Annotated in this window: 19 protein-coding genes; 1 reads left to right on the top strand and 18 read right to left on the bottom strand. The window is 72.6% G+C overall.

Annotated elements, in window-relative coordinates:
• From ABZ135_RS35645 to ABZ135_RS35615, 7 genes are all read right to left on the bottom strand, one after another.
• Nucleotides 1-2,078 (bottom strand): homocysteine S-methyltransferase family protein (locus tag ABZ135_RS35645; protein ID WP_356701991.1); only part of this gene is annotated, 2,078 nt, incomplete at its 3' end.
• The gene (locus ABZ135_RS35640) at nucleotides 2,075-3,118 is read right to left on the bottom strand and encodes a carbohydrate kinase family protein (protein ID WP_356701989.1); all 1,044 of its coding nucleotides are present in this window, start codon (nucleotides 3,116-3,118) and stop codon (nucleotides 2,075-2,077) included. The genes ABZ135_RS35645 and ABZ135_RS35640, both read right to left, overlap by 4 nt.
• 115 nt (nucleotides 3,119-3,233) lie before the next feature.
• Nucleotides 3,234-4,442 (bottom strand): methionine adenosyltransferase, encoded by a 1,209-nt coding sequence (gene metK / locus ABZ135_RS35635; protein ID WP_356701988.1) that lies wholly within the window; start codon nucleotides 4,440-4,442, stop codon nucleotides 3,234-3,236.
• A gap of 143 nt (nucleotides 4,443-4,585) precedes the next feature.
• Complete coding sequence (locus ABZ135_RS35630) at nucleotides 4,586-4,852, bottom strand: hypothetical protein (RefSeq protein ID WP_356701985.1); 267 nt, start codon at nucleotides 4,850-4,852, stop codon at nucleotides 4,586-4,588.
• A gap of 49 nt (nucleotides 4,853-4,901) precedes the next feature.
• Nucleotides 4,902-5,915: an alpha/beta hydrolase gene (locus ABZ135_RS35625; RefSeq protein WP_356701982.1), complete on the bottom strand. Its 1,014-nt coding sequence runs from the start codon at nucleotides 5,913-5,915 to the stop codon at nucleotides 4,902-4,904.
• 250 nt (nucleotides 5,916-6,165) lie between these two features.
• On the bottom strand, nucleotides 6,166-6,420 hold the full coding sequence (locus ABZ135_RS35620; protein ID WP_356701980.1) for an acyl-CoA carboxylase epsilon subunit: 255 nt from the start codon (nucleotides 6,418-6,420) through the stop codon (nucleotides 6,166-6,168).
• Nucleotides 6,421-6,648: 228 nt separating this feature from the next.
• Nucleotides 6,649-7,746 carry an FAD-dependent oxidoreductase gene (locus ABZ135_RS35615; RefSeq protein ID WP_356701978.1) on the bottom strand — a complete coding sequence of 366 codons (1,098 nt, stop codon included), beginning with the start codon at nucleotides 7,744-7,746 and terminating at the stop codon, nucleotides 6,649-6,651.
• 194 nt (nucleotides 7,747-7,940) lie between these two features.
• Between ABZ135_RS35615 and ABZ135_RS35610 the strand changes: the two genes are divergently transcribed.
• Nucleotides 7,941-8,393 carry a MarR family transcriptional regulator gene (locus ABZ135_RS35610; RefSeq protein WP_356701993.1) on the top strand — a complete coding sequence of 151 codons (453 nt, stop codon included), beginning with the start codon at nucleotides 7,941-7,943 and terminating at the stop codon, nucleotides 8,391-8,393.
• A 110-nt stretch (nucleotides 8,394-8,503) separates the two neighbouring features.
• On the opposite strand, the gene ABZ135_RS35605 is transcribed toward ABZ135_RS35610, so the two are convergent.
• The 11 genes from ABZ135_RS35605 to ABZ135_RS35555 all read right to left on the bottom strand — a co-directional run bounded on the left by ABZ135_RS35605 (nucleotide 8,504) and on the right by ABZ135_RS35555 (nucleotide 18,154).
• Nucleotides 8,504-9,646 (bottom strand): acyl-CoA dehydrogenase family protein, encoded by a 1,143-nt coding sequence (locus tag ABZ135_RS35605; RefSeq protein ID WP_356701976.1) that lies wholly within the window; start codon nucleotides 9,644-9,646, stop codon nucleotides 8,504-8,506.
• On the bottom strand, nucleotides 9,643-10,275 hold the full coding sequence (locus tag ABZ135_RS35600; RefSeq protein WP_356701974.1) for an antibiotic biosynthesis monooxygenase family protein: 633 nt from the start codon (nucleotides 10,273-10,275) through the stop codon (nucleotides 9,643-9,645). Before ABZ135_RS35600 ends, ABZ135_RS35605 begins: the two co-directional genes overlap by 4 nt.
• Before the next feature lie 15 nt (nucleotides 10,276-10,290).
• On the bottom strand, nucleotides 10,291-10,875 hold the full coding sequence (locus ABZ135_RS35595; protein WP_356701972.1) for an NAD(P)H-dependent oxidoreductase: 585 nt from the start codon (nucleotides 10,873-10,875) through the stop codon (nucleotides 10,291-10,293).
• 103 nt (nucleotides 10,876-10,978) lie between these two features.
• Nucleotides 10,979-11,770, bottom strand: a complete 792-nt coding sequence (locus tag ABZ135_RS35590) for an SDR family oxidoreductase (RefSeq protein ID WP_356701970.1) — start codon at nucleotides 11,768-11,770, stop codon at nucleotides 10,979-10,981.
• Between the two features lies 1 nt (nucleotide 11,771).
• Nucleotides 11,772-12,449 carry an antibiotic biosynthesis monooxygenase gene (locus tag ABZ135_RS35585; RefSeq protein WP_356701968.1) on the bottom strand — a complete coding sequence of 226 codons (678 nt, stop codon included), beginning with the start codon at nucleotides 12,447-12,449 and terminating at the stop codon, nucleotides 11,772-11,774.
• Nucleotides 12,450-12,462: 13 nt separating this feature from the next.
• Entirely contained in the window at nucleotides 12,463-13,233 is a 771-nt protein-coding gene (locus ABZ135_RS35580) for an SDR family oxidoreductase (RefSeq protein ID WP_356701967.1), read from the bottom strand.
• Nucleotides 13,234-13,314: 81 nt separating this feature from the next.
• On the bottom strand, nucleotides 13,315-14,241 hold the full coding sequence (locus tag ABZ135_RS35575; protein WP_356701965.1) for an LLM class flavin-dependent oxidoreductase: 927 nt from the start codon (nucleotides 14,239-14,241) through the stop codon (nucleotides 13,315-13,317).
• A gap of 49 nt (nucleotides 14,242-14,290) precedes the next feature.
• Nucleotides 14,291-14,965, bottom strand: coding sequence for a hypothetical protein (locus tag ABZ135_RS35570; RefSeq protein WP_356701963.1), 675 nt, complete (start codon nucleotides 14,963-14,965; stop codon nucleotides 14,291-14,293).
• A gap of 50 nt (nucleotides 14,966-15,015) precedes the next feature.
• Nucleotides 15,016-16,041, bottom strand: a complete 1,026-nt coding sequence (locus ABZ135_RS35565; RefSeq protein ID WP_356701961.1) for a methyltransferase — start codon at nucleotides 16,039-16,041, stop codon at nucleotides 15,016-15,018.
• Between the two features lie 134 nt (nucleotides 16,042-16,175).
• Nucleotides 16,176-17,390 carry an MFS transporter gene (locus tag ABZ135_RS35560; RefSeq protein ID WP_356701960.1) on the bottom strand — a complete coding sequence of 405 codons (1,215 nt, stop codon included), beginning with the start codon at nucleotides 17,388-17,390 and terminating at the stop codon, nucleotides 16,176-16,178.
• Complete coding sequence (locus tag ABZ135_RS35555) at nucleotides 17,387-18,154, bottom strand: SDR family oxidoreductase (protein WP_356701958.1); 768 nt, start codon at nucleotides 18,152-18,154, stop codon at nucleotides 17,387-17,389. The genes ABZ135_RS35560 and ABZ135_RS35555 overlap by 4 nt, the downstream gene beginning before the upstream one ends.

Genomic DNA, 18,154 nt, shown 5'->3' with positions numbered 1-18,154 from the left:
AACGGCAACTGCATCTGCCCCGAGCCGAACAGCTCACCGACGACCTTCATGCCGTCCAGAAGCGTGTTGTTGACGATGTCGAGAGCGGGCGTGGTGGTCAGGGCCTCGTCGAGATCGGCCTCCAGGCCGTTCTTCTCGCCGTCGATGATCCGCCGCTTCAGCCGCTCCTCCAGCGGCAGCGCGGCCAGCTCCTCCGCCTTGCCGGCCTTCAGCGACTTCGTCGTCGCACCCTCGAACAGGGCCATCAGCTTCTGCAGCGGGTCATACCCCTCGCTGCGCCGGTCGTAGATCAGATCCAGCGCCGTGGTCACCTGCTCCTCGTCGAACCGCGCGATCGGCAGGATCTTCGACGCGTGCACGATCGCCGAATCAAGACCCGCCTTCACACACTCGTCCAGGAACACCGAGTTCAGCAGGATCCGCGCGGCAGGGTTCAGGCCGAAGGAGATGTTCGACAGGCCCAGCGTCGTCTGCACATCCGGGTGGCGCCGCTTCAGCTCACGGATCGCCTCGATCGTCGCGATCCCGTCCTTCCGCGACTCCTCCTGCCCCGTACAGATCGTGAACGTCAGGGTGTCGATGAGGATGTCCGACTCCCGGATGCCCCAGTTGCCGGTCAGATCCGCGATCAGCCGCTCCGCGATGGCGACCTTCGTCTCCACCGTCCGCGCCTGGCCCTCCTCGTCGATCGTCAACGCGATCAGCGCCGCGCCGTGCTCCTTGGCCAGCGCCGTGACCTTCGCGAACCGCGACTCCGGCCCGTCCCCGTCCTCGTAGTTGACCGAGTTGATGACCGCCCGGCCACCCAGCTTCTCCAGCCCCGCCCGGATGACCTCGACCTCCGTCGAGTCCAGCACGATCGGCAGCGTCGAGGCCGTCGCGAACCGGCCCGCCAGCTCCTCCATGTCCGCGACACCGTCACGACCGACGTAGTCCACGCACAGGTCGAGCATGTGCGCGCCCTCGCGGATCTGGTCCCGCGCCATCTCCACACAGTCGTCCCACCGGCCCTCCAGCATGGCCTCGCGGAACTTCTTCGACCCGTTCGCGTTCGTCCGCTCACCGATCGCCAGGTACGCCGTGTCCTGCCGGAACGGCACCGTCTGGTACAGCGACGCGGCCCCCGGCTCCGGACGCGGCTCCCGCACCGGCGGCACCAGACCGCGCACCCGCTCCACCACCTGCCGCAGATGCTCCGGAGTCGTACCGCAGCACCCACCCACCAACGACAGCCCGTAGTCCCGTACGAACGCCTCCTGGGCGTCCGCGAGCTCGGCCGGCGACAGGGGGTAGTGCGCGCCGTCCGACGTGAGGACGGGCAGGCCCGCGTTCGGCATCACCGACAGCGGGATGCGCGCGTGCTGTGCCAGATAGCGCAGGTGCTCGCTCATCTCGGCCGGGCCCGTGGCGCAGTTGAGACCGATCATGTCGATGCCCAGCGGCTCCAGGGCCGTAAGCGCCGCACCGATCTCCGAGCCCAGCAGCATCGTCCCGGTCGTCTCGACCGTCACGGAGCAGATCAGCGGGACATCGGCACCCAGGGCGTCCATCGCCCGCCGCGCGCCGATGACCGACGCCTTCGTCTGGAGGAGGTCCTGCGTGGTCTCGACGAGCAGGGCGTCGGCGCCGCCCGTGAGCAGGCCCTCGGCGTTCTGCTGGTAGGCGTCGCGCAGCGCGGTGTACGGGGCGTGGCCCAGGGTCGGCAGCTTGGTCCCGGGGCCCATGGAGCCGAGCACCCAGCGCTGCTGTCCGGTCTCCCGGGTGAACGCGTCGGCGACCTCACGGGCGATCCGCGCACCCGCCTCCGACAGCTCGAAGACCCGCTCCGGGATGTCGTACTCGCCGAGCGCGGCGAGGTTGGCGCCGAAGGTGTTGGTCTCCACGCAGTCCACGCCGACGGAGAAGTACGCCTCGTGGACCGACCGGACGATGTCCGGCCGGGAGACGTTCAGGATCTCGTTGCAGCCTTCGAGCTGCTGGAAGTCGTCCAGGGAGGGGTCCTGCGCCTGGAGCATCGTGCCCATGGCGCCGTCCGCCACCACGACGCGGGTGGCGAGTGCCTCGCGGAGGTCGGTCATGAGGTGCCGTCCAGGGGGTCGGGGGATTCCAGGGGGTCGAGGGGGGCCGGGGCCGGGGCGTCGAGGGGGGCCAGGGCCGGGGCGAGCTCGGCGGCCGCGGCGGAGCCGTACGCCCGCTCGGCGGTCCGCAGGAGCTCGTGCCGGTCCAGGCGGTATGCCTGGGAGCCGACCGTCGCCAGGGCCGTCGACGCCACCACGCAGCCCAGTCGGGCGGCGGCGGGCAGCGGCAGGCCGTGGCTGAGGGCGGCGAGGAAGCCGGCCCGGAAGGCGTCGCCCACGCCGGTGGGGTCGGTGATCGTGGCGTCGGGGACGGCGCCGACGAGGAGCGGGTCCCAGCCGGCGCGCTCGACGCGTACGCCGTCGCCGCCCAGGGTGGTGACCCAGGCGCCGACCCGGGCGAGGACGTCGTCGCGGTCCCAGTTGGTGCGTTCGAGGAGCAGGGCGGCCTCGTACTCGTTGGTGAACAGCCAGCGGGCGCCGTCCACCAGGTCCCGCACCTGGCCGCCGTCGAGGCGGGCGAGCTGCTGCGACGGGTCGGCGGCGAAGGGCAGGCCGAGGTCCCGGCAGTCCCGCGTGTGGCGGAGCATCGCCTCGGGGTCGTTCGGGCCGACCAGGACCAGGTCGGGGCGCGGGCGCCCGTAGAGGGCGTGCGCCAGGTCGATGTCGCGGGCCTCCTGCATGGCACCGGCGTAGAACGCGGCGATCTGGTTGGCGTCCTCGTCGGTGATGCACAGGAAGCGGGCGGTGCCGCGCTCGGCGGAGACGTGGACGGCGCCGGTGTCGACGCCGTGTTCCTTGAGCCAGACCTCGTACTCGGCGAAGTCGGCGCCCACGGCCCCGACCAGCAGCGGGTCGAGACCGAGGCGGCCGAGGCCGAAGGAGATGTTGGCGGCGACCCCGCCGCGCCGCACCTCCAGCCCGTCGACCAGGAAGGACAGGGAGACATGGGCGAGTTGGTCGGGGATGAGCTGGTCCGCGAACCGCCCGGGGAAGACCATCAGATGGTCCGTGGCAATGGATCCTGTCACCGCGATACGCACATGAACTCCTGAACTCCTGTGCTCCTGAGGAGGGGTGGCCGGCGCCGGTCGGACGCCGTCGGCCGGCGACGCCGGCCACCCCGGGGATCTCTCGGCTGGATGCGGGCGGCGGGCGTCAGACGCCCGCGGCGGCCTTGAGCGCCTCGGCCCGGTCGGTGCGCTCCCAGGTGAAGTCGGGCAGTTCACGGCCGAAGTGCCCGTAGGCGGCGGTGGCGGCGTAGATGGGCCGCTTGAGGTCGAGGTCGCGGATGATCGCGGCGGGGCGGAGGTCGAAGACCTGGGTGATGGCCTGCTCGATCCGCTCCTGGGCGACGGTCCCGGTGCCGAAGGTCTCGACGAAGAGGCCGACGGGCTCGGCCTTGCCGATGGCGTACGCGACCTGGACCTCGCAGCGGCGGGCGAGACCGGCGGCGACGACGTTCTTGGCGACCCAGCGCATGGCGTAGGCGGCCGAGCGGTCGACCTTCGACGGGTCCTTGCCGGAGAAGGCGCCGCCGCCGTGGCGGGCGTAGCCGCCGTACGTGTCGATGATGATCTTCCGGCCGGTGAGTCCGGCGTCGCCCATCGGGCCGCCGATCTCGAAACGGCCGGTCGGGTTCACGAGCAGCCGGTAGCCCTCGGTCTCCAGCTTGATGCCGTCCTCGGCGAGCTGGGCGAGGACGTGCTCGACGACGTGCTCGCGGATGTCCGGGACGAGCAGGCCGTCGAGGTCGATGCCCGAGGCGTGCTGGGAGGAGACGACGACGGTGTCCAGGCGGACGGGGTGGCTGCCCAGGTACTCGATGGTGACCTGGGTCTTGCCGTCGGGGCGCAGATACGGGACGGTGCCGTTCTTGCGGACCTCGGTGAGCCGGCGGGACAGCCGGTGGGCCAGCTCGATCGGCAGCGGCATCAGGTTCGGGGTCTCGTCGGTCGCGTAGCCGAACATGATGCCCTGGTCGCCGGCCCCTTGGGCGGCGAGCTCGTCGCCCGCGCCCTCGACCCGGGACTCGTAGGCGGTGTCGACGCCCTGGGCGATGTCCGGCGACTGGGCGCCGATGGACACCGACACCCCGCAGGAGGCGCCGTCGAAGCCCTTCGCGGAGGAGTCGTAACCGATTTCGAGGATCTTCTCGCGGACGAGGGTGGCGATGTCGGCGTACGCGGCGGTGGTCACCTCGCCGGCGATGTGGACCTGGCCGGTGGTGATCAGGGTCTCCACGGCGACCCGCGAGGCCGGGTCCTGGGCGAGGAGCGCGTCCAGGATGGTGTCGCTGATCTGGTCGGCGATCTTGTCGGGGTGACCCTCGGTCACGGATTCCGAGGTGAACAGGCGGCGGGACATGTCTCTCCAGGAAGGTGGGTGGGTCGGCGGATCGGGGCCGGTCGGTGGGCGACTCGGGGGCCGGTCGGTGGGCCGGTGGGTGGGCGGTGTGCGCGCGGTGCTGAGCGCGCGGCGCTCTGCGCGGCCGGAGCCGGGCGGCCGGGTCAGTCGGTGCCGCGGAAGATCCACGGGTCCGGGGACTCGTGCTCCTCCCCGGCGAGCAGCGCGGGCCGGACCACGGCGAGGGCGAGGGCGAGGTCGTCCTCCGCCGGGACGTGGTGGCCGCAGGCCGGGGCCACGTGGTGGGCGCACGGCGACGGCGGTAGGACGAGGGGGCCGCGCGTCAGGACGTGCTCGCGCTCATGCTGGTGCTCGCGGTCGTGCTCGGCGGTCTCCCGGGTCTCTCGCGTCTCAAGCGTGTCGATGCTCATCTCTCCCCGTCTCTCGGTGGCTTCGGTGTGGCGCGTCTCCGGTCGGGAGTCACGGCACGGGGACCGGCGGGCTCACGGGCCGGGCGGCGGGCCGCCGGGCGGGGGCCGCGTCCCGGGCGAGCAGGCAGTCCTCCAGGAAGCCGAGGGCCTTGAGGTGGTAGGTGCGGGCCGCCCAGCCGAGGCTCAGGTTGTGCCCGGCGTCCGGCTGGTGGGCGATCACGGTCGTCGGAGCGGCCAGCGGCCGGCGCAGTTCGGCCAGGGCGTCCTCGTCGAACAGCCACCACTGCTCCTGCTCGGCGAAGGTGAAGCGGACCGGGACGCGGACCCGCCGGGCGATGCGCGGGTACATGGCCGGCCACAGCGGGCCCTCGGCCGCCTCGATCTCCGGCACGGGCGAGACCAGGTGCCGCCCCTGCCGGAAGGCGTCCGGCGGGTAGAGCCGCAGCGAGCCCCAGTGGCGGCGCCAGTCGCCGTGCCCGTTCTGTCCCGGGAGCTGGTCCGTGCGGACCGCGAGGCGGCTGCCGAGACCGGAGATGTCCAGGCCGAGGAGGGTGCGGCCGCGTTCCTCGGCGGCCGCGGCCAGGGCGAGCTTGCCGCCGTTGGAGTGGGCGACCAGGAAGACGCCCGCACCGGTGTCGTGGCCCGCGGCGAAGTCGGCGAGGCCGTCGTGCAGCGTCGCCGCCTGTTCCGCCAGGGGCTGGCCGCGCGGCAGCCAGGGGGCCGAACTGCCGTAGCCGGGGCGGTCGACGGCCAGGACGGTGTAGCCGAGGTCGGCGCCGAGGGCGAGCAGCGACAGGCCGGGGCGGGCCCGGCTGTCGAAGTAGCCCGCCCGCATCCCGCCGCCGTGCACCGCGACCACGAGGGCCCTCGGCCGGCCGGAACGCGGCTCGGCGATCAGCCCCGAGAGGGGGATCCCGGCGGCGTCCAGGGTGATCTCGCGGGTGACGGAGGCGGTGCCCGCCGCCTCCCCGCCCGCGAGGTCGGCCTCTTCGCCTGCGGTGGTGCCGGAGGCGGCGCGGACGGCGGCGCGGGCGGCTGCCTCGGTGTGCAACAGCTCTGACATGGGATCAACAACTCCGGGCGGTAGGAGTCCGGGCGGGATGAGGTCTCCGGGGTCGCCGTCGCCGGGTGCCGCCCTCGTTCCGGGTGCCGCCCTCATTTCCTGACCGTGGCCAGGCACCGGGTGAGCCGGCGGCGCACCAGGCGGCGTACCAGGTGGTGGACGGGAACGCCGGGCTCGCCGGGGTGCGGCGGCGCCGGGCGGGCCCTGCTGCCCAGGGGCGCGCTCGGCGCGCTCGCGTCGGGCGACCGCATCAGCGGCGCGCGTCGTCGCGCCAACTGCGCGGCGTGCCGGTGCGGGTGCGCCGTTCGAGCCGGCGCCAGCGCGCCGTGCGGCGGACGGGGGCGTGCTCCGAGGTCTCGTCCGCGGCCGGGGCGGCGTCGGCGAGGGCGGCCGTGCGGGCGAGCAGCACGGCGGTGAGCGCGGCGAGTTCGGTGGCGTCGGGGTTGCCCTTCTCGATGCGCAGGAAGGTCGCCGCCGCGTCGGTCGGCTCCATGGAAGATGGCATGAGCGTCGTCTCCGTGGTCGTAGGTACGGATCGGTACGGATCGATACGGATCGGGAAACGCGAACGCCGCGCGAGTTCGCCGGTCCGTGGCGGGGGATCCAGGAGGACCGGCGAACTCGCGCGGCGAGCTCGGGTGGTGCGGTGGTGCCGTTATGCGGTTGTCAGGTCACGGCACGGGCACCCGTGAGGTGCCGTGGTGTGCCGTGACGGTTCCGTCGCGCCGGAGGTTCAGGCGGCCGTCGGGCCCAGCGTGCCGACGAAGCGGCCGGTGAACAGGTCCTGGCCCTTGTACTGGGAGACCATCTCGGCGGGGGCGACGAACGGGCCCTCGGGCGAGGGGAGCTGGCCGACGCCGCCGTTGGTGCCGAGCGGCAGGAGGATCATCGGGAAGCCCAGCGGCTGGTAGGTCTCCGTCGGCTCCTCGCCCTTGATCTGGGCGATGATGTTCTTGGCGACGACCTCGGCGTGCTGCATCGCGTAGCCGGCCATCTTGGCCTCGGCGACGTCGGTGATGTCGCCGACCGCGTAGACGTGGTCGTGGCCCTTGACGTTGAGCTTCTCGGTGACGGGGACCTGGCCCTGCGCGTTGAGGGCGGTGAGCTTGCCGTCGGCGAGGTAGTCGTTGTTGGTCGTGGTGCCGTAGGCGCGGTACCAGACGTCGGCGGTGATCTCGTCGCCGGCGGTGGTGGTGACGGTGAAGGAACCCGCCTGGCCGGACTGGGTGCCCGGCTCCGCCGTCAGGCTCGTACCGAGGCGGACCTCGATGCCCAGCTCGCCGAGCTGCTTGTGCAGGTCCTCGACGACCTCGGGCTTGAAGCCGGGGAGCAGCTCGGTGGCCGGGTCGACGATGGTGACCTGCTTGCCGGGCCAGACCTCCTTGATCTCGCCGGCGAGCTCGAGGCCGACCGGGCCGGCGCCGAGGATCAGCACCTTGTCGGCCTGGAGCAGCTCCTTGTGGGAGGTGCGGAAGTCCTCCAGCGCCTCGGCGACGTTGGGGGCCGCCGGGTTGGCCGGGTAGGGGTAGCTGGAGCCGGTGGCCAGGACGACGTAGTCGGCCGCGACGTGCTCGCCGGAGGCGAGGGTGACGCCGGTGGGGTCGACCGACACGGCGCGGTCCTGGATGACCTTGCCCTGGGTGACCAGCGTCTTGAACGGGAAGAACATGTTGGGCGCCCACTCGGGCTGGGCCAGTGCGCGCAGCGATCCGGCCACGTTGGCGAAGGCGTCACGCGGGTCGATCAGGACGACCTCGGCCTCGTTCTCCAGGGCCTTGGCAACCGCGGCGCCCCCGTAGCCTCCGCCGACAACGGCGACCTTACGACTCATGATTCACGCTCCACAAACCAATGAAACTGCGACGGGTTCTGATGAAAGACGCTAGTGGTTCGCACTACGAACCACAATGCAAAAGAAGGCCAAGAACTACAGATCTTTGTTAAGAAAGAGAAGTTCCTGCTACGAACTTTCGATATTCGCGTGCTACGCTGTGGCACGTGGCCAAGCGTGATGACGACGGCAGGATGGGGCTGGCGGCCGCACTGGTGCGGTCCTCGTTCCTGGTGCATGCCGTGTATGCCCAGGCGGGCCGTGAGCACGGCCTCACCCCGCAGCAGGGCCAATTGTTGTGCGTATTGATGGCGCAGCCGTACGGCATGGGCGAACTCTGCTCGATGCTCGGCCTCGCCAAATCCAGCCTGACCGGTCTGGTGGACCGCACCGAGAACAACGGCCTCGTGCGGCGCGAGCCCGACCCGCGCGACAGCCGCGCGGTCCGGGTGGCGCTCACCTCCCGGGGCGCCCGGCTCGCCGACCGGTTCTACACCGACGCCTGCCGGCGCATCGAGGAGCTGCCGGCCGGCCTCGCCCCGGACGAACGGGACGCGCTCACCGGCCTCCTCGCCCGCGTCGTCCTGGACAACGACGGCCCCGTGGTCTTCGTGGAACCGGACCACGGAGCCGCCGCCCGCGGCTGAAGGGCCCGCACGCCCTCCCGCCGCCCGCGCCCGGGGACCCGCACGCCCCCGGGACGCCCGCCCTCCTGCCGTACGCCCGCGTCCTGTCGTACGCGTGGCGCGGACCGACCTCAGGCCGCGACCAGCCGCTGCGTGAAGGCGAGCGCGGCCGGCTCGAACTGCAGGGCCGCGTGGGAGCCCGCCGCGTGGACGTCCCGCCAGATCCGCTGCATCGGGTGCGCCGCCGCCTGCCCGCGGGTCCCGGTCACACGGAACAGCCGGTCCACCGCGCCGACCAGGATCTCCACCGCGAGCGTGGCGTCCCGGTGACTGCGGACCGCCGTGCCGTCCTCCGCGAGCCGGCCCCGGTCCGCGGTCTCGGCGACCCGGGCGAGCAGCAGCGCCGCCGCGTCGATCTCACCGGCCGCGCGGGTGTAGGCGATCCGGGCCGAGTTCTGGGCCGCCGCACGCGCCCCGCTCGGCTGTTGCCCGAGCTGCCGCTCCACCAGGCGCAGCGCCGCGCGGGCCGCGCCGAGGATGGGCGCGGCGAAGGTCAGGCCGTTCACCGCGAACAGCGGCGCCGCGTGCACCGCCGACCCGGTCTCCGTGGGCAGCACGCCCTGCCGCATGTCGTCCCAGACGAACGACCGGTACGCGGGCACGAACGCCCGCTCCACCAGCAGCGTGTGGCTGCCCGTGGCGCGCATGCCGAGCGTCGACCAGGACACCTCGTGCGTGAACGAGTCCTTCGGCACCGCGAACACGCGGATCGACCGGTCGCCCTCGCGCGGCGGCGCCGAGCTGAGCAGCGCCCAGTCGGCGAACTCCACCCCGCTGACGTAGAGCCACTTCCCCGACAGTTGCCAGCCGCCGTCCACCGGCTCCGCCGTGACGCCGGCCGCGACCATCGAGCTCACCAGCCGGGTGTCCGGGCCCTTCGCCCACACCTCCTGCCGTCCCTCGTCCGGCAGGAAGCCGCTGAAGCGCCCGTTGTACGCCCACAGGGAGGCGAGCCAGGCGGCGGACGTGCAGCCCTCGCCGATCGCGGCGACGGCCCGCGTCACCGCCTCGAAGGTCGCCGTGGTCGCGGGGAACCCGTCCTGCCGGACCGGCGCGAAGGCGGCGGCGAAACCCGCCGCGCCCAGCGCCTCCACCGTGCCGTCGGCGAGCCGTCCGGCGGTGTCCGCGTCCGCCGCGCCCCGCCCGGCCGTGCCGGCCGCCGCCTCCAGCGCCTCGGCCTCGTGCCAGGCGGCCCGATCCTGCTCGGCGTTCACACGCGCTCCCTGATGTACTCGATCTCGCTGAAGTAGAGCTCGACGCTCACGCCGTCGAGGCCGTCGATGGCCGAGGGCTCCTTCGGCCGGTCGAGGAAGGCGCGGAAGCTCTCCTCGTCCTCCCACTGGGCCAGCTTCACGACGTGCTCGCCGTCCAGGCCGCGGTGCACGGCGTGGGACACGTAGCCGGGGGTGGCCGCCAGCTCCGGCGGGTCGTACGTCATCTCCTTGAGCACCGCCTCCTGGTCCTCCGGCGCCGACCTGACCACGATCACCACCGTGAACAGCGGCCGGTCCAGGGAGATCCGCGGCTCGGGGTGCCAGGTGTGCACGACCTCGCAGGGGATGTTGTCCAGGCGGGAGACGGTCAGGGCGCTGCCCAGCCGGCCCTGGGTGGCGCGCTCGCTCAGGAAGGCGTCGTACGCCTCCTTGCTCTCCCACTGCGCGTAGTTGACCACCGAGCGGCCGTCCAGGCCGCGGTGGAAGTTGCCCGAGACCAGGCCGGGCTGGACGTTCGCCGGCGGCAGGCTCCGCCACTGGTCGAACAGCACCTTCTGCCCGGCGGGGTCTTCGGTGTGAAAGATGTTGAACAGCGTGAAGTAGCCGTCCTCCACCCTGATGGAACTCATGGGGTCTCCCTGGTCTCAGGCGGCGTACGGGCGCGTGGTGCGGGCGTCCTTGAGGGCGGACGCCCACCACTGGAGCTTTTCGAGCATGACCTTCGCGGGGACGGCGGCGTCGGGCGCGCGCAGCACGCCGTCCTCGCCGATGTGCTGCCACACGCCGTGGAAGCTGACCGTGTCCCGGATCGTGGCGGCGTGCAGCTCCGCGAACACCAGGCGCAGTTGCTCGACGGCCCGCAGCCCGCCGGACAGGCCGCCGTAGGAGACGAAGGCGACCGGCTTGGCCTGCCACTCGGCGCGGTGCCAGTCGATCAGGTTCTTCATCGGGGCGGTGAAGCTGTGGTTGTACTCGGGGGTGATCACGACGAACGCGTCCGCCGAGCCGAGGCGCTCGGCGACGGAGGCGAGCAGCTCGGCCGACTCGGTGTCGCCGGGTTCCTGCGTCAGCGACAGTGGCAGTTCCACGTCGGCCAGGTCGAGGACGTCGACGTCGTACATCGCGCAGGACTCGGCCTCCTCGACGAACCAGCGCGCGACGGCCGGACCGGTGCGGCCCACGCGGGACGAACCGATGATCACGGCAAGGCGCAGTGTTTCCTCGGACATGTTTTTCCTTCCTGTGAGCCGGAACCAGACACGGCGAGGGGAACGGGGGCACGGGTGCGGGGCGCGAGGGGCCGCGCCCCGCACCCGTGGGGACGGTCCGTCGTCAGGGACGACGGCCGCCGTGGCGGATCGCCTGCATCTGGGCCACCCACACGTCGGCGTCCTCGGCCCTCTGGCGGAAGGATTCGGCCGAGCCCTGGTGCGTGAAGACGTGGATCCGGTTCTCCTCGATGGCCTCGATCGCCGCCTTGGCGACCTGCTCGGGCTCGAGGACCTCGGAGACCTCCTTCAGCTTCGCCAACTGCTCGTTGTCGCTGACGCTGGCGGCCAGCATCGGGGTGTTGACGGCCTGCGGCATCAGGCACGAGACACCGAGGCCGCGCGGCCCGTACTCGACGGCGAGGTACTCGGCGAAGGCCACGGCCCCCATCTTGGCGACGGAGTACGGCGCCGCACCGAACGCGGTGAGCACACCGCAGGCGGCGATCGTCTGCACGAGGTGGCCGCGGCCGGCCTCCAGCATCGCCGGGACCACGGCCCGGGCCGCCCACACGTGCGACATCATGTTGACGTCCAGGGCGCGCTTCCACTCCTCGTCGGAGGCGTCGAAGCTGCCCGTCACGGTCAGGCCCGCGTTGGACACGAAGATGTCGACGGAGCCGAAGTGCTCCCGGCTGCGGTCGACGAGCTCGCGGATCGACGCCTCGTCGGCGACGTCCGCCGGCACCGCGAGCGCCCGGTCGCCGATGCCGGCGGCCACCCGCTCGGCGCCCGCGGCGTCGATGTCGGAGACCACGACTCCCTTGGCGCCGGCGGCGACCAGGGCTTCCGCGATGGCCTTGCCGATGCCGCTGGCGGCACCGGTGACGACCGCGACACTGCCTTCGACCTTCATGTCACAGGCTCCCGAACGGGTTGGTGATCACGTAACGCCACTCGCCCCTGGCGTTCTTCTTGAGGACGTCGAGGCCGCGTCCGGTGCCGGTCATCTCGGGCTTCGAGGGCACCTCGATGCTCCAGTCGACGACGAGCGCGGCGGTGTCGCCGACGACGTAGCTCTCGGCGACCTTCGCCGACAACCGCGGCTCCAGCTTCAGGAACTCCACGACCGCGGCGCGGTGTTCGGCACCGCTGACGGCCTTGCCCGGCTCCCACACGGCCGCGGCGCCCGGCGCGTACACCGCCATGATCGCGTCGATGTCGCGGGCGGCGTAGGCGTCCAGATAGCGCTGGTTCATCTCGGCGGGGTCGGCCGGCTCGGCCGCCGGCCCGGGGGTGCCCGTGAGGTGCAGCGGCCGCACCTCCAGCTCCTTCGCCAGGTAGGCGTCCCGCCCGGCCAGGAACTCCTTCATGTACGGCTGCGCGAGGTGGGCCTCCAGGTCCTCGCGGGTCGCCCAGATCTCGTAGAACACGAAGAGGTTCGGGTCCTCGGCGTCCTGGTTGATCCAACTGCCCAGACAGCCCTGTTCGGCGCGCGAGCGCTCGGCGAAGGAGACGAGCAGCGCGCCCAGCTCCTCCGCCTTCTCCGGCTTGGCGTGGGCGAAGCCCACCGCCGACTGGATCTCGTTCTGCATGATGTCGGGCTCCTCAGCCGAGAAGGGTGCCGCCGGTGGCGTCGACGAAGGAACCGGTCATCCAGCGGGCCTCGTCGGAGGCGACGAACGCGACGATGTCGGCGACCTCGTCCACCGTGCCGACCCGGTTGAAGGTCGACAGCGCGGACATCTGCTTGAGCGCCTCGGGGTCCTGGAAGACCGGGTCGCCGTTGTCGGTGACGCCCGGGGCCACGGTGTTGATGGTGATGTTGCGGGGCGCCAGGACCGGGGCCATGTGCAGGGTGATCTGCTCCAGGGCGCCCTTGCTCATGGCGTACGCGATCTGGATCGGGAACGCGGAGTGGGTGACGCCGGAGGAGACGTTGACGATGTGGCCGCCGTCCGGGATCAGCTCCAGGGCCTTCTGGATGAGCAGGAAGGGCGCCTTGGCGTTGATGTTGTAGCAGTTGTCGAGGATCTCCTCGGTGACCGAGGCCGGGCCGGCGCCGGCGAAACCGGTGGCGGCGGCGTTGTTCACCAGGATGTCGAGCCGGTCCGAGCCGGTGAGCTCGACCAGGCCCGCCTTGGTGCCGTCGAGCAGCCGCTCGATCGCACCCGGCTGCCCGAGGCTCGCCTGCACGGTGAACGCGCGGCCGCCGGCCTCCTCGATGAGCGCCACGGTCTCCTTCGCCGCGGTCTCGTTGCCGGAGTAGTTGACCGCGACGACGGCGCCGTCCTTCGCGAGGCGCAGCGCGATGGCGCGCCCGATGCCCCGGCTGGCGCCGGTGACGAGTGCCGTCTTGTTCTCGAGCCTGCTGGTCATGGAAAACCCTTCGGAAAAGGAGTGGAAGAGAAAGTCGGTGCGGAGCGGGGACCGGCGGGCCGGCTGCCCCGGGCCGGTCCGCTAGCCGGCGTGCTTGGCGACGGCCTCGCGGACGGCCGGGGCGATCTGGCCGGCCCAGCGGCCGAGGGACGCGAGGTCGGGGGTGCCGCCGCGGGGCGAGAAGAGCATGAAGCCGGACGCGCCGTGCTCGACGACCGCGCCGGTCAGCTCCTCGATCCACTGGTCGACGCTGCCGCCGAGCCAGCGGCCGTCGCGGTCGCGGGTCCGGGCCACCGGCCGGTCGGTGATCTGCCCGGGGAAGTTGAAGATCGTGCGGACCTCGCGCGGGTCGCGGCCCACGGACCGCGCGCCCTCGTCGACGACCGGACGCGAGGCGCGGTAGCGCGGGCTGAGCCAGTCCGCCGCGTGGCCCGGGATCCAGCCGTCGGCCACCCGTCCCGTGGCGGCGAGGGACTTGGGGCCGACCGACCCGGTCCACACCGGAGGCGCCGGGACGGGCGCCGGGTCGATCTGGTGGACGCGGTAGTGGCGGCCCTCGAAGGTGACCGGCGGGCCGCCGCCGGACAGCTTCTTCACGAGGACGATCGCCTCCTCGAAGGCGTCCACGGCCTCGGCCGGGGTGAGCGGCTCGACGCCCATGTCGGCGATCCGCTCCCACAGCCCGCCGGCACCCATGCCGAGCACGACCCGGCCGCCGGAGAGCGCGGACAGCGTGGTCACGGTCCGCGCCAGCATGGCGGGCGGCCGCGTCGGCAGGTTGCTGACGTTGGCGAAGCCCGCCAGGTGCCGCGTGCGGCCGATGACGAAGCCGACGGTGGCGTACGCGTCCAGGCGCTGCCCCACGTACGGGTGGTCCGACAGGGAGAACAGGTCGAGCTTCTCCCGGTCGGCGAGGTGGGCCATCTCCAGCAGCGCCGGTGCCTCGCCGATGACGCTGTGCGCGCCGAAGCCGAAGACGACGGAGCGTGCGGACGGTGTGGTTGCCAAGGGGGTGCCCTTCACTTCTGTACGGGCGGACGGGTCGCGTCCGTACGGGTCACTTCGTTCGGGTGGTGTGGAACTCGTAGCGGCGGCCCGCTCCGGCCTCGGCCTGCCCCATGTACTCCAGGAGCGGCTCGATCTCCGCCTTGATGTGGACGAGCGCCTCGGCCTCGGAGGCCCACTCGGACAGCAGGAAGATGCCGTCGTCGGCCGAGGAGACGTGGAAGTTGGCGGCGATGGCGCCGGGGTAGGCCCGGTCCTCGCCGACGGTCTCCTCCTCCTGCCCGAGCAGCCCGTCGACCCAGGCGCGGGCCGTCTCGCCGGGCCGCATCGCGAAGAAGGCGGCGGGGTAGCAGCCGACCTCCGGGAGCGGGTCGGGCAGGACGGTGGGCTGCACCCTGCGGTACAGCCGGTACGTGGCCGGGGTGCCCGGCTCGTAGCCGAGGGCGCGCCAGTCGGGGCGCAGGGCTCCGTACGCCGCGCGCACGGCCTCCTCGTCGGCGGCCTCGGCCGTCCACTGGGCGTAGACCAGCAGCGACGTGCCGTCGGTGCCGTAGAACAGGGACACGGCCGCGAGGGCCTCGGGCCACTCGGCGGCCTCCCAGTGCGCGAGGACCGCGGCACCGGCCTCCCGCAGGCGCTCGGGGTCGCCGGAGGTCACTTCCTCCACCAGGGCGGTGGTGACGTCCGGGCGGCCGATCTCCGGCCGGACGTCCGACGTGGTCGGCATCGTCGACTCCTCTGTCTGTCAGTCGTCAGTCGTCAGTCGTGGCCGGGGGATCAGGCGCGCTTGCGGCCGATGACCAGGACGTCCTCGTGCAGGCCGTCGACCTCGACGGTCTCCGGCTCGAAGCCGGCCTCGCGCAGCCAGCCGTGCAGGGCGTCGGCGGAGTACTCGTGGCCGCCGCGGGACCAGACGAGCATCGTCAGACCGGCGAGGGCGCCGTGCATGGACGGCTGGTCGCCGCCCGCCATCGGGTCGTAGACGAAGACCGCGCCGCCCGGCTCCAGGGCGTCGTAGGCCCGCTTGAGGAGGGTCAGACGGTCCTCGACGCCCCAGTTGTGCAGGACGTGGCCGAAGACGAGGACGTCGGCCTTGGGCAGGTCGTCCTTGAAGAAGTCGCCGCCGTGGAAGGTGAGGTCGGTGTCGCCGAGGCGGGCCATGTGCCGCTCGAAGGCGGACTGGAGCGGCGGCAGGTCGAAGACCGCGCCCTTCAGGTGCGGGTTGTGCTTCACGACCTCGTGCGCGAAGTTGCCGCGCGCGCCGCCGATGTCGACGAAGGACGTGTAGCCGCTCCAGTCGATGCGGCTCAGGGCCTGCGCGATCGGGGCGCTCAGCAGGTCCATGCTGTCGAGGAAGCCGTCGGTGGCCTCGGCGTCCGCGTACAGGCTGTCGTACGGGTTGCCGGCGACGGCGGCCTGGTTCTGCGGCTTGCCGGTGCGCAGCGAGTCGGCCAGGCCGTTCCACGCCGGGTTCAGCTCCTGCTCGCAGAAGTGCAGGTAGCCGCCGAGGTAGGCGGGGCGGCCCTTGACCAGGAAGGCGTCGCTGACCGGGGCGTTGGTGAACTTCCCGTCGGCCGTCTGCACCAGGCCGAGGTGGACGAGCCCGGCGAGCAGGTCGTTGGTGCCGCGCTCGACCAGGCCGAGCCGCTCGGCCAGCTCGGCGGTGGTCGCCGGACCCTCGGCCAGCTCGGTGAACAGGTCGTACTCGACGGCGGCGAGCAGGATCCGCGACTGCCAGGAGCCGAGGATCAGGCCCATGATCGGGCCGGGGTTCACGGACGTGTCGGGCGTGTCGACTGCCATGGTGGTGGGTCTCCTTGAGGTGAGGAAGCTGAAGGGAGAGGGGAGGTGCGGAGGAGCGGAGGGGAACGCGCGTCGTACGGGTCGGCGAGCGGTACGGGACACAGGGAGCGGTACGGGTCAGGGAGCGGTTCGGGTCAGCGCGCCGTACGGCGGGCGAGCGCGGCCACCAGGCCGAGCGCCCCGGCCGCCGTGACCAGCGCGAGCGCCGGGCGCGGGCCCCGGGCGTGCGTGAGCAGCAGGCCGACCGCGGGCAGCAGCAGCGCGGCGCCCCACTGCACCGCCGCCTGGTACAGCGACACGGCCGCGCCCCGGTCCGCCGGGTCGAGACCTTCCGTCGCCCGGGTGTTCAGGGCGACGAACGCGCAGCAGAAACCGGCCTCCACGAGCAGCAGGACCGGCAGCATGCCGAGCGGATAGGAGCCGCTGTCGGGACGGGCCAGGTAGAGCACGTAACCGAGGAGCGGGAACAGCGCGCCGAGCGTGACGAGCCGGGCGCTGCCGTAGCGGGCGATGAACCGGCCCGCGAACGGGACGCTCAGCGCCAGCGGGACGCAGGCGGGCAGCAGCGCGAGCGCGGACAGCCACGGCGACCAGCCGAAGTCGTCCGCCATCCGGAAGACCATCACGACCAGCACCGCCTGATACGTGCCGTTGAGGGAGGCCGCGCCGAGCGCGGACCGCAGCAGCGGGCCCCGCCTCAGCAGCGCGAGGCGCGGCAGCCGCGCCGGACCGCCGCCCTGCTCGCGCGGCAGCACGAACGCCCCCGCGACAAGCAGCACCAGGGCGACCGGCGCGGGGAAGACGAACACCCAGCGCCAGTCGGCCTCCAGGAGGCCGCCGGCAAGCAGCAGCCCGGCGGTGAAGCCGGCCGCGCCGAACAGCGAGTACACCGAGAGCGCCCGCCGCCGCTCCGGCCCCTCGGGAAAGAGGTCGTTGATGATGGCGAGCCCGGTCGGCGCGGTCAGCGCGGCGCAGCAGCCCTTGACGACCCGGACCGCGATCAGGAGCGCGGGCCCGCCGGCGAGGCCGCCCGCGAGGGACGCCACCCCGAACAGCAGCATCGCGCCCAGATACGCCCGCCGGCGCCCGATCCGGGCGCACAGCACGGGCCCGAGCAGCAGCAGCGCGGCGAAGCCGAGCGCGAAACCGGTCATCATCCACTGGACGCCGAACGGCGTCAGACCGAACCGGGCGGCGAGCGTCGGCAGCGCGATGAGGATGACGGACACCTCGATCGCGTCGAGCAGCATGTTGCCCGAGAGCACCAGGAGCCGGGACCACTGGCGCGCGTCCCACGACACCCGCGCCCCCGGGGCGGCTCCCGTCGGGGGGACGGCGGTCGCGGTCACCAGTCCAGCACCTGGCCCTCGGGCGTGCCGTCCTCGCCGAGGAAGGTGGCGGTCGGGCCGCCGTCGGGGAGGGTCGCGAGCAGCACGGGGATGCGCGCGCCCTGCTCGGTGGTGAGCCGGCCGTGGTGGCCGTTGATGTCGGTGGCCACGAAGCCGGGCGAGGCGGCGTTGACGAGGATGCCGGTGCCGCGCAGCTCGTTGGCGTACGCCAGGGTGACCGCGTTCAGGGCCGTCTTGGACGACGCGTACGACAGCAGGGTCACCGGGAACTCGCCCGGCGGGTGCTCCCCGGTCTGGTCGTTGTTCTCGGCGGCCGACTTCAGCGAGCCGATGGCGCTGCTGACGTTGACGATCCGTGCGGACGGCGCCTTGCGCAGCAGCGGCAGCAGGGCGTTGGTCACGGTGATGACGCCGAAGACGTTGGTCTCGTAGACCGTGCGCACCTGCTCCGCGGGGGTCTCGCTGGGAAGCTGCATGGGGCCGCCGACGCCGGCGTTGTTGACCAGCACGTGCAGGACGCCCGCCTCCTCGGCCAGCCGCTTCGCGGCGAGCGCGACGGAGGTCTCGTCCGTGACGTCGAGGTGCAGGAACCGCACGTCGAGGCCGCCGGCGGACAGGGCGGCGGCGGCCTCGCGGCCGCGCCCCTCGTCGCGGGCGCCCAGGTAGACGGTGTGGCCGCGCTCGGCGAGCTGCCGGACGATCTCGCGGCCGATCCCCTTGTTGGCTCCGGTGACGACGGCGACGCGCGCGGGGTGGGCGGACAT

The organism is Streptomyces sp. NPDC006339, from assembly GCF_040612775.1.
GTDB lineage: Bacteria > Actinomycetota > Actinomycetes > Streptomycetales > Streptomycetaceae > Streptomyces.
This window is presented reverse-complemented; position numbering and strand designations above follow the sequence as displayed.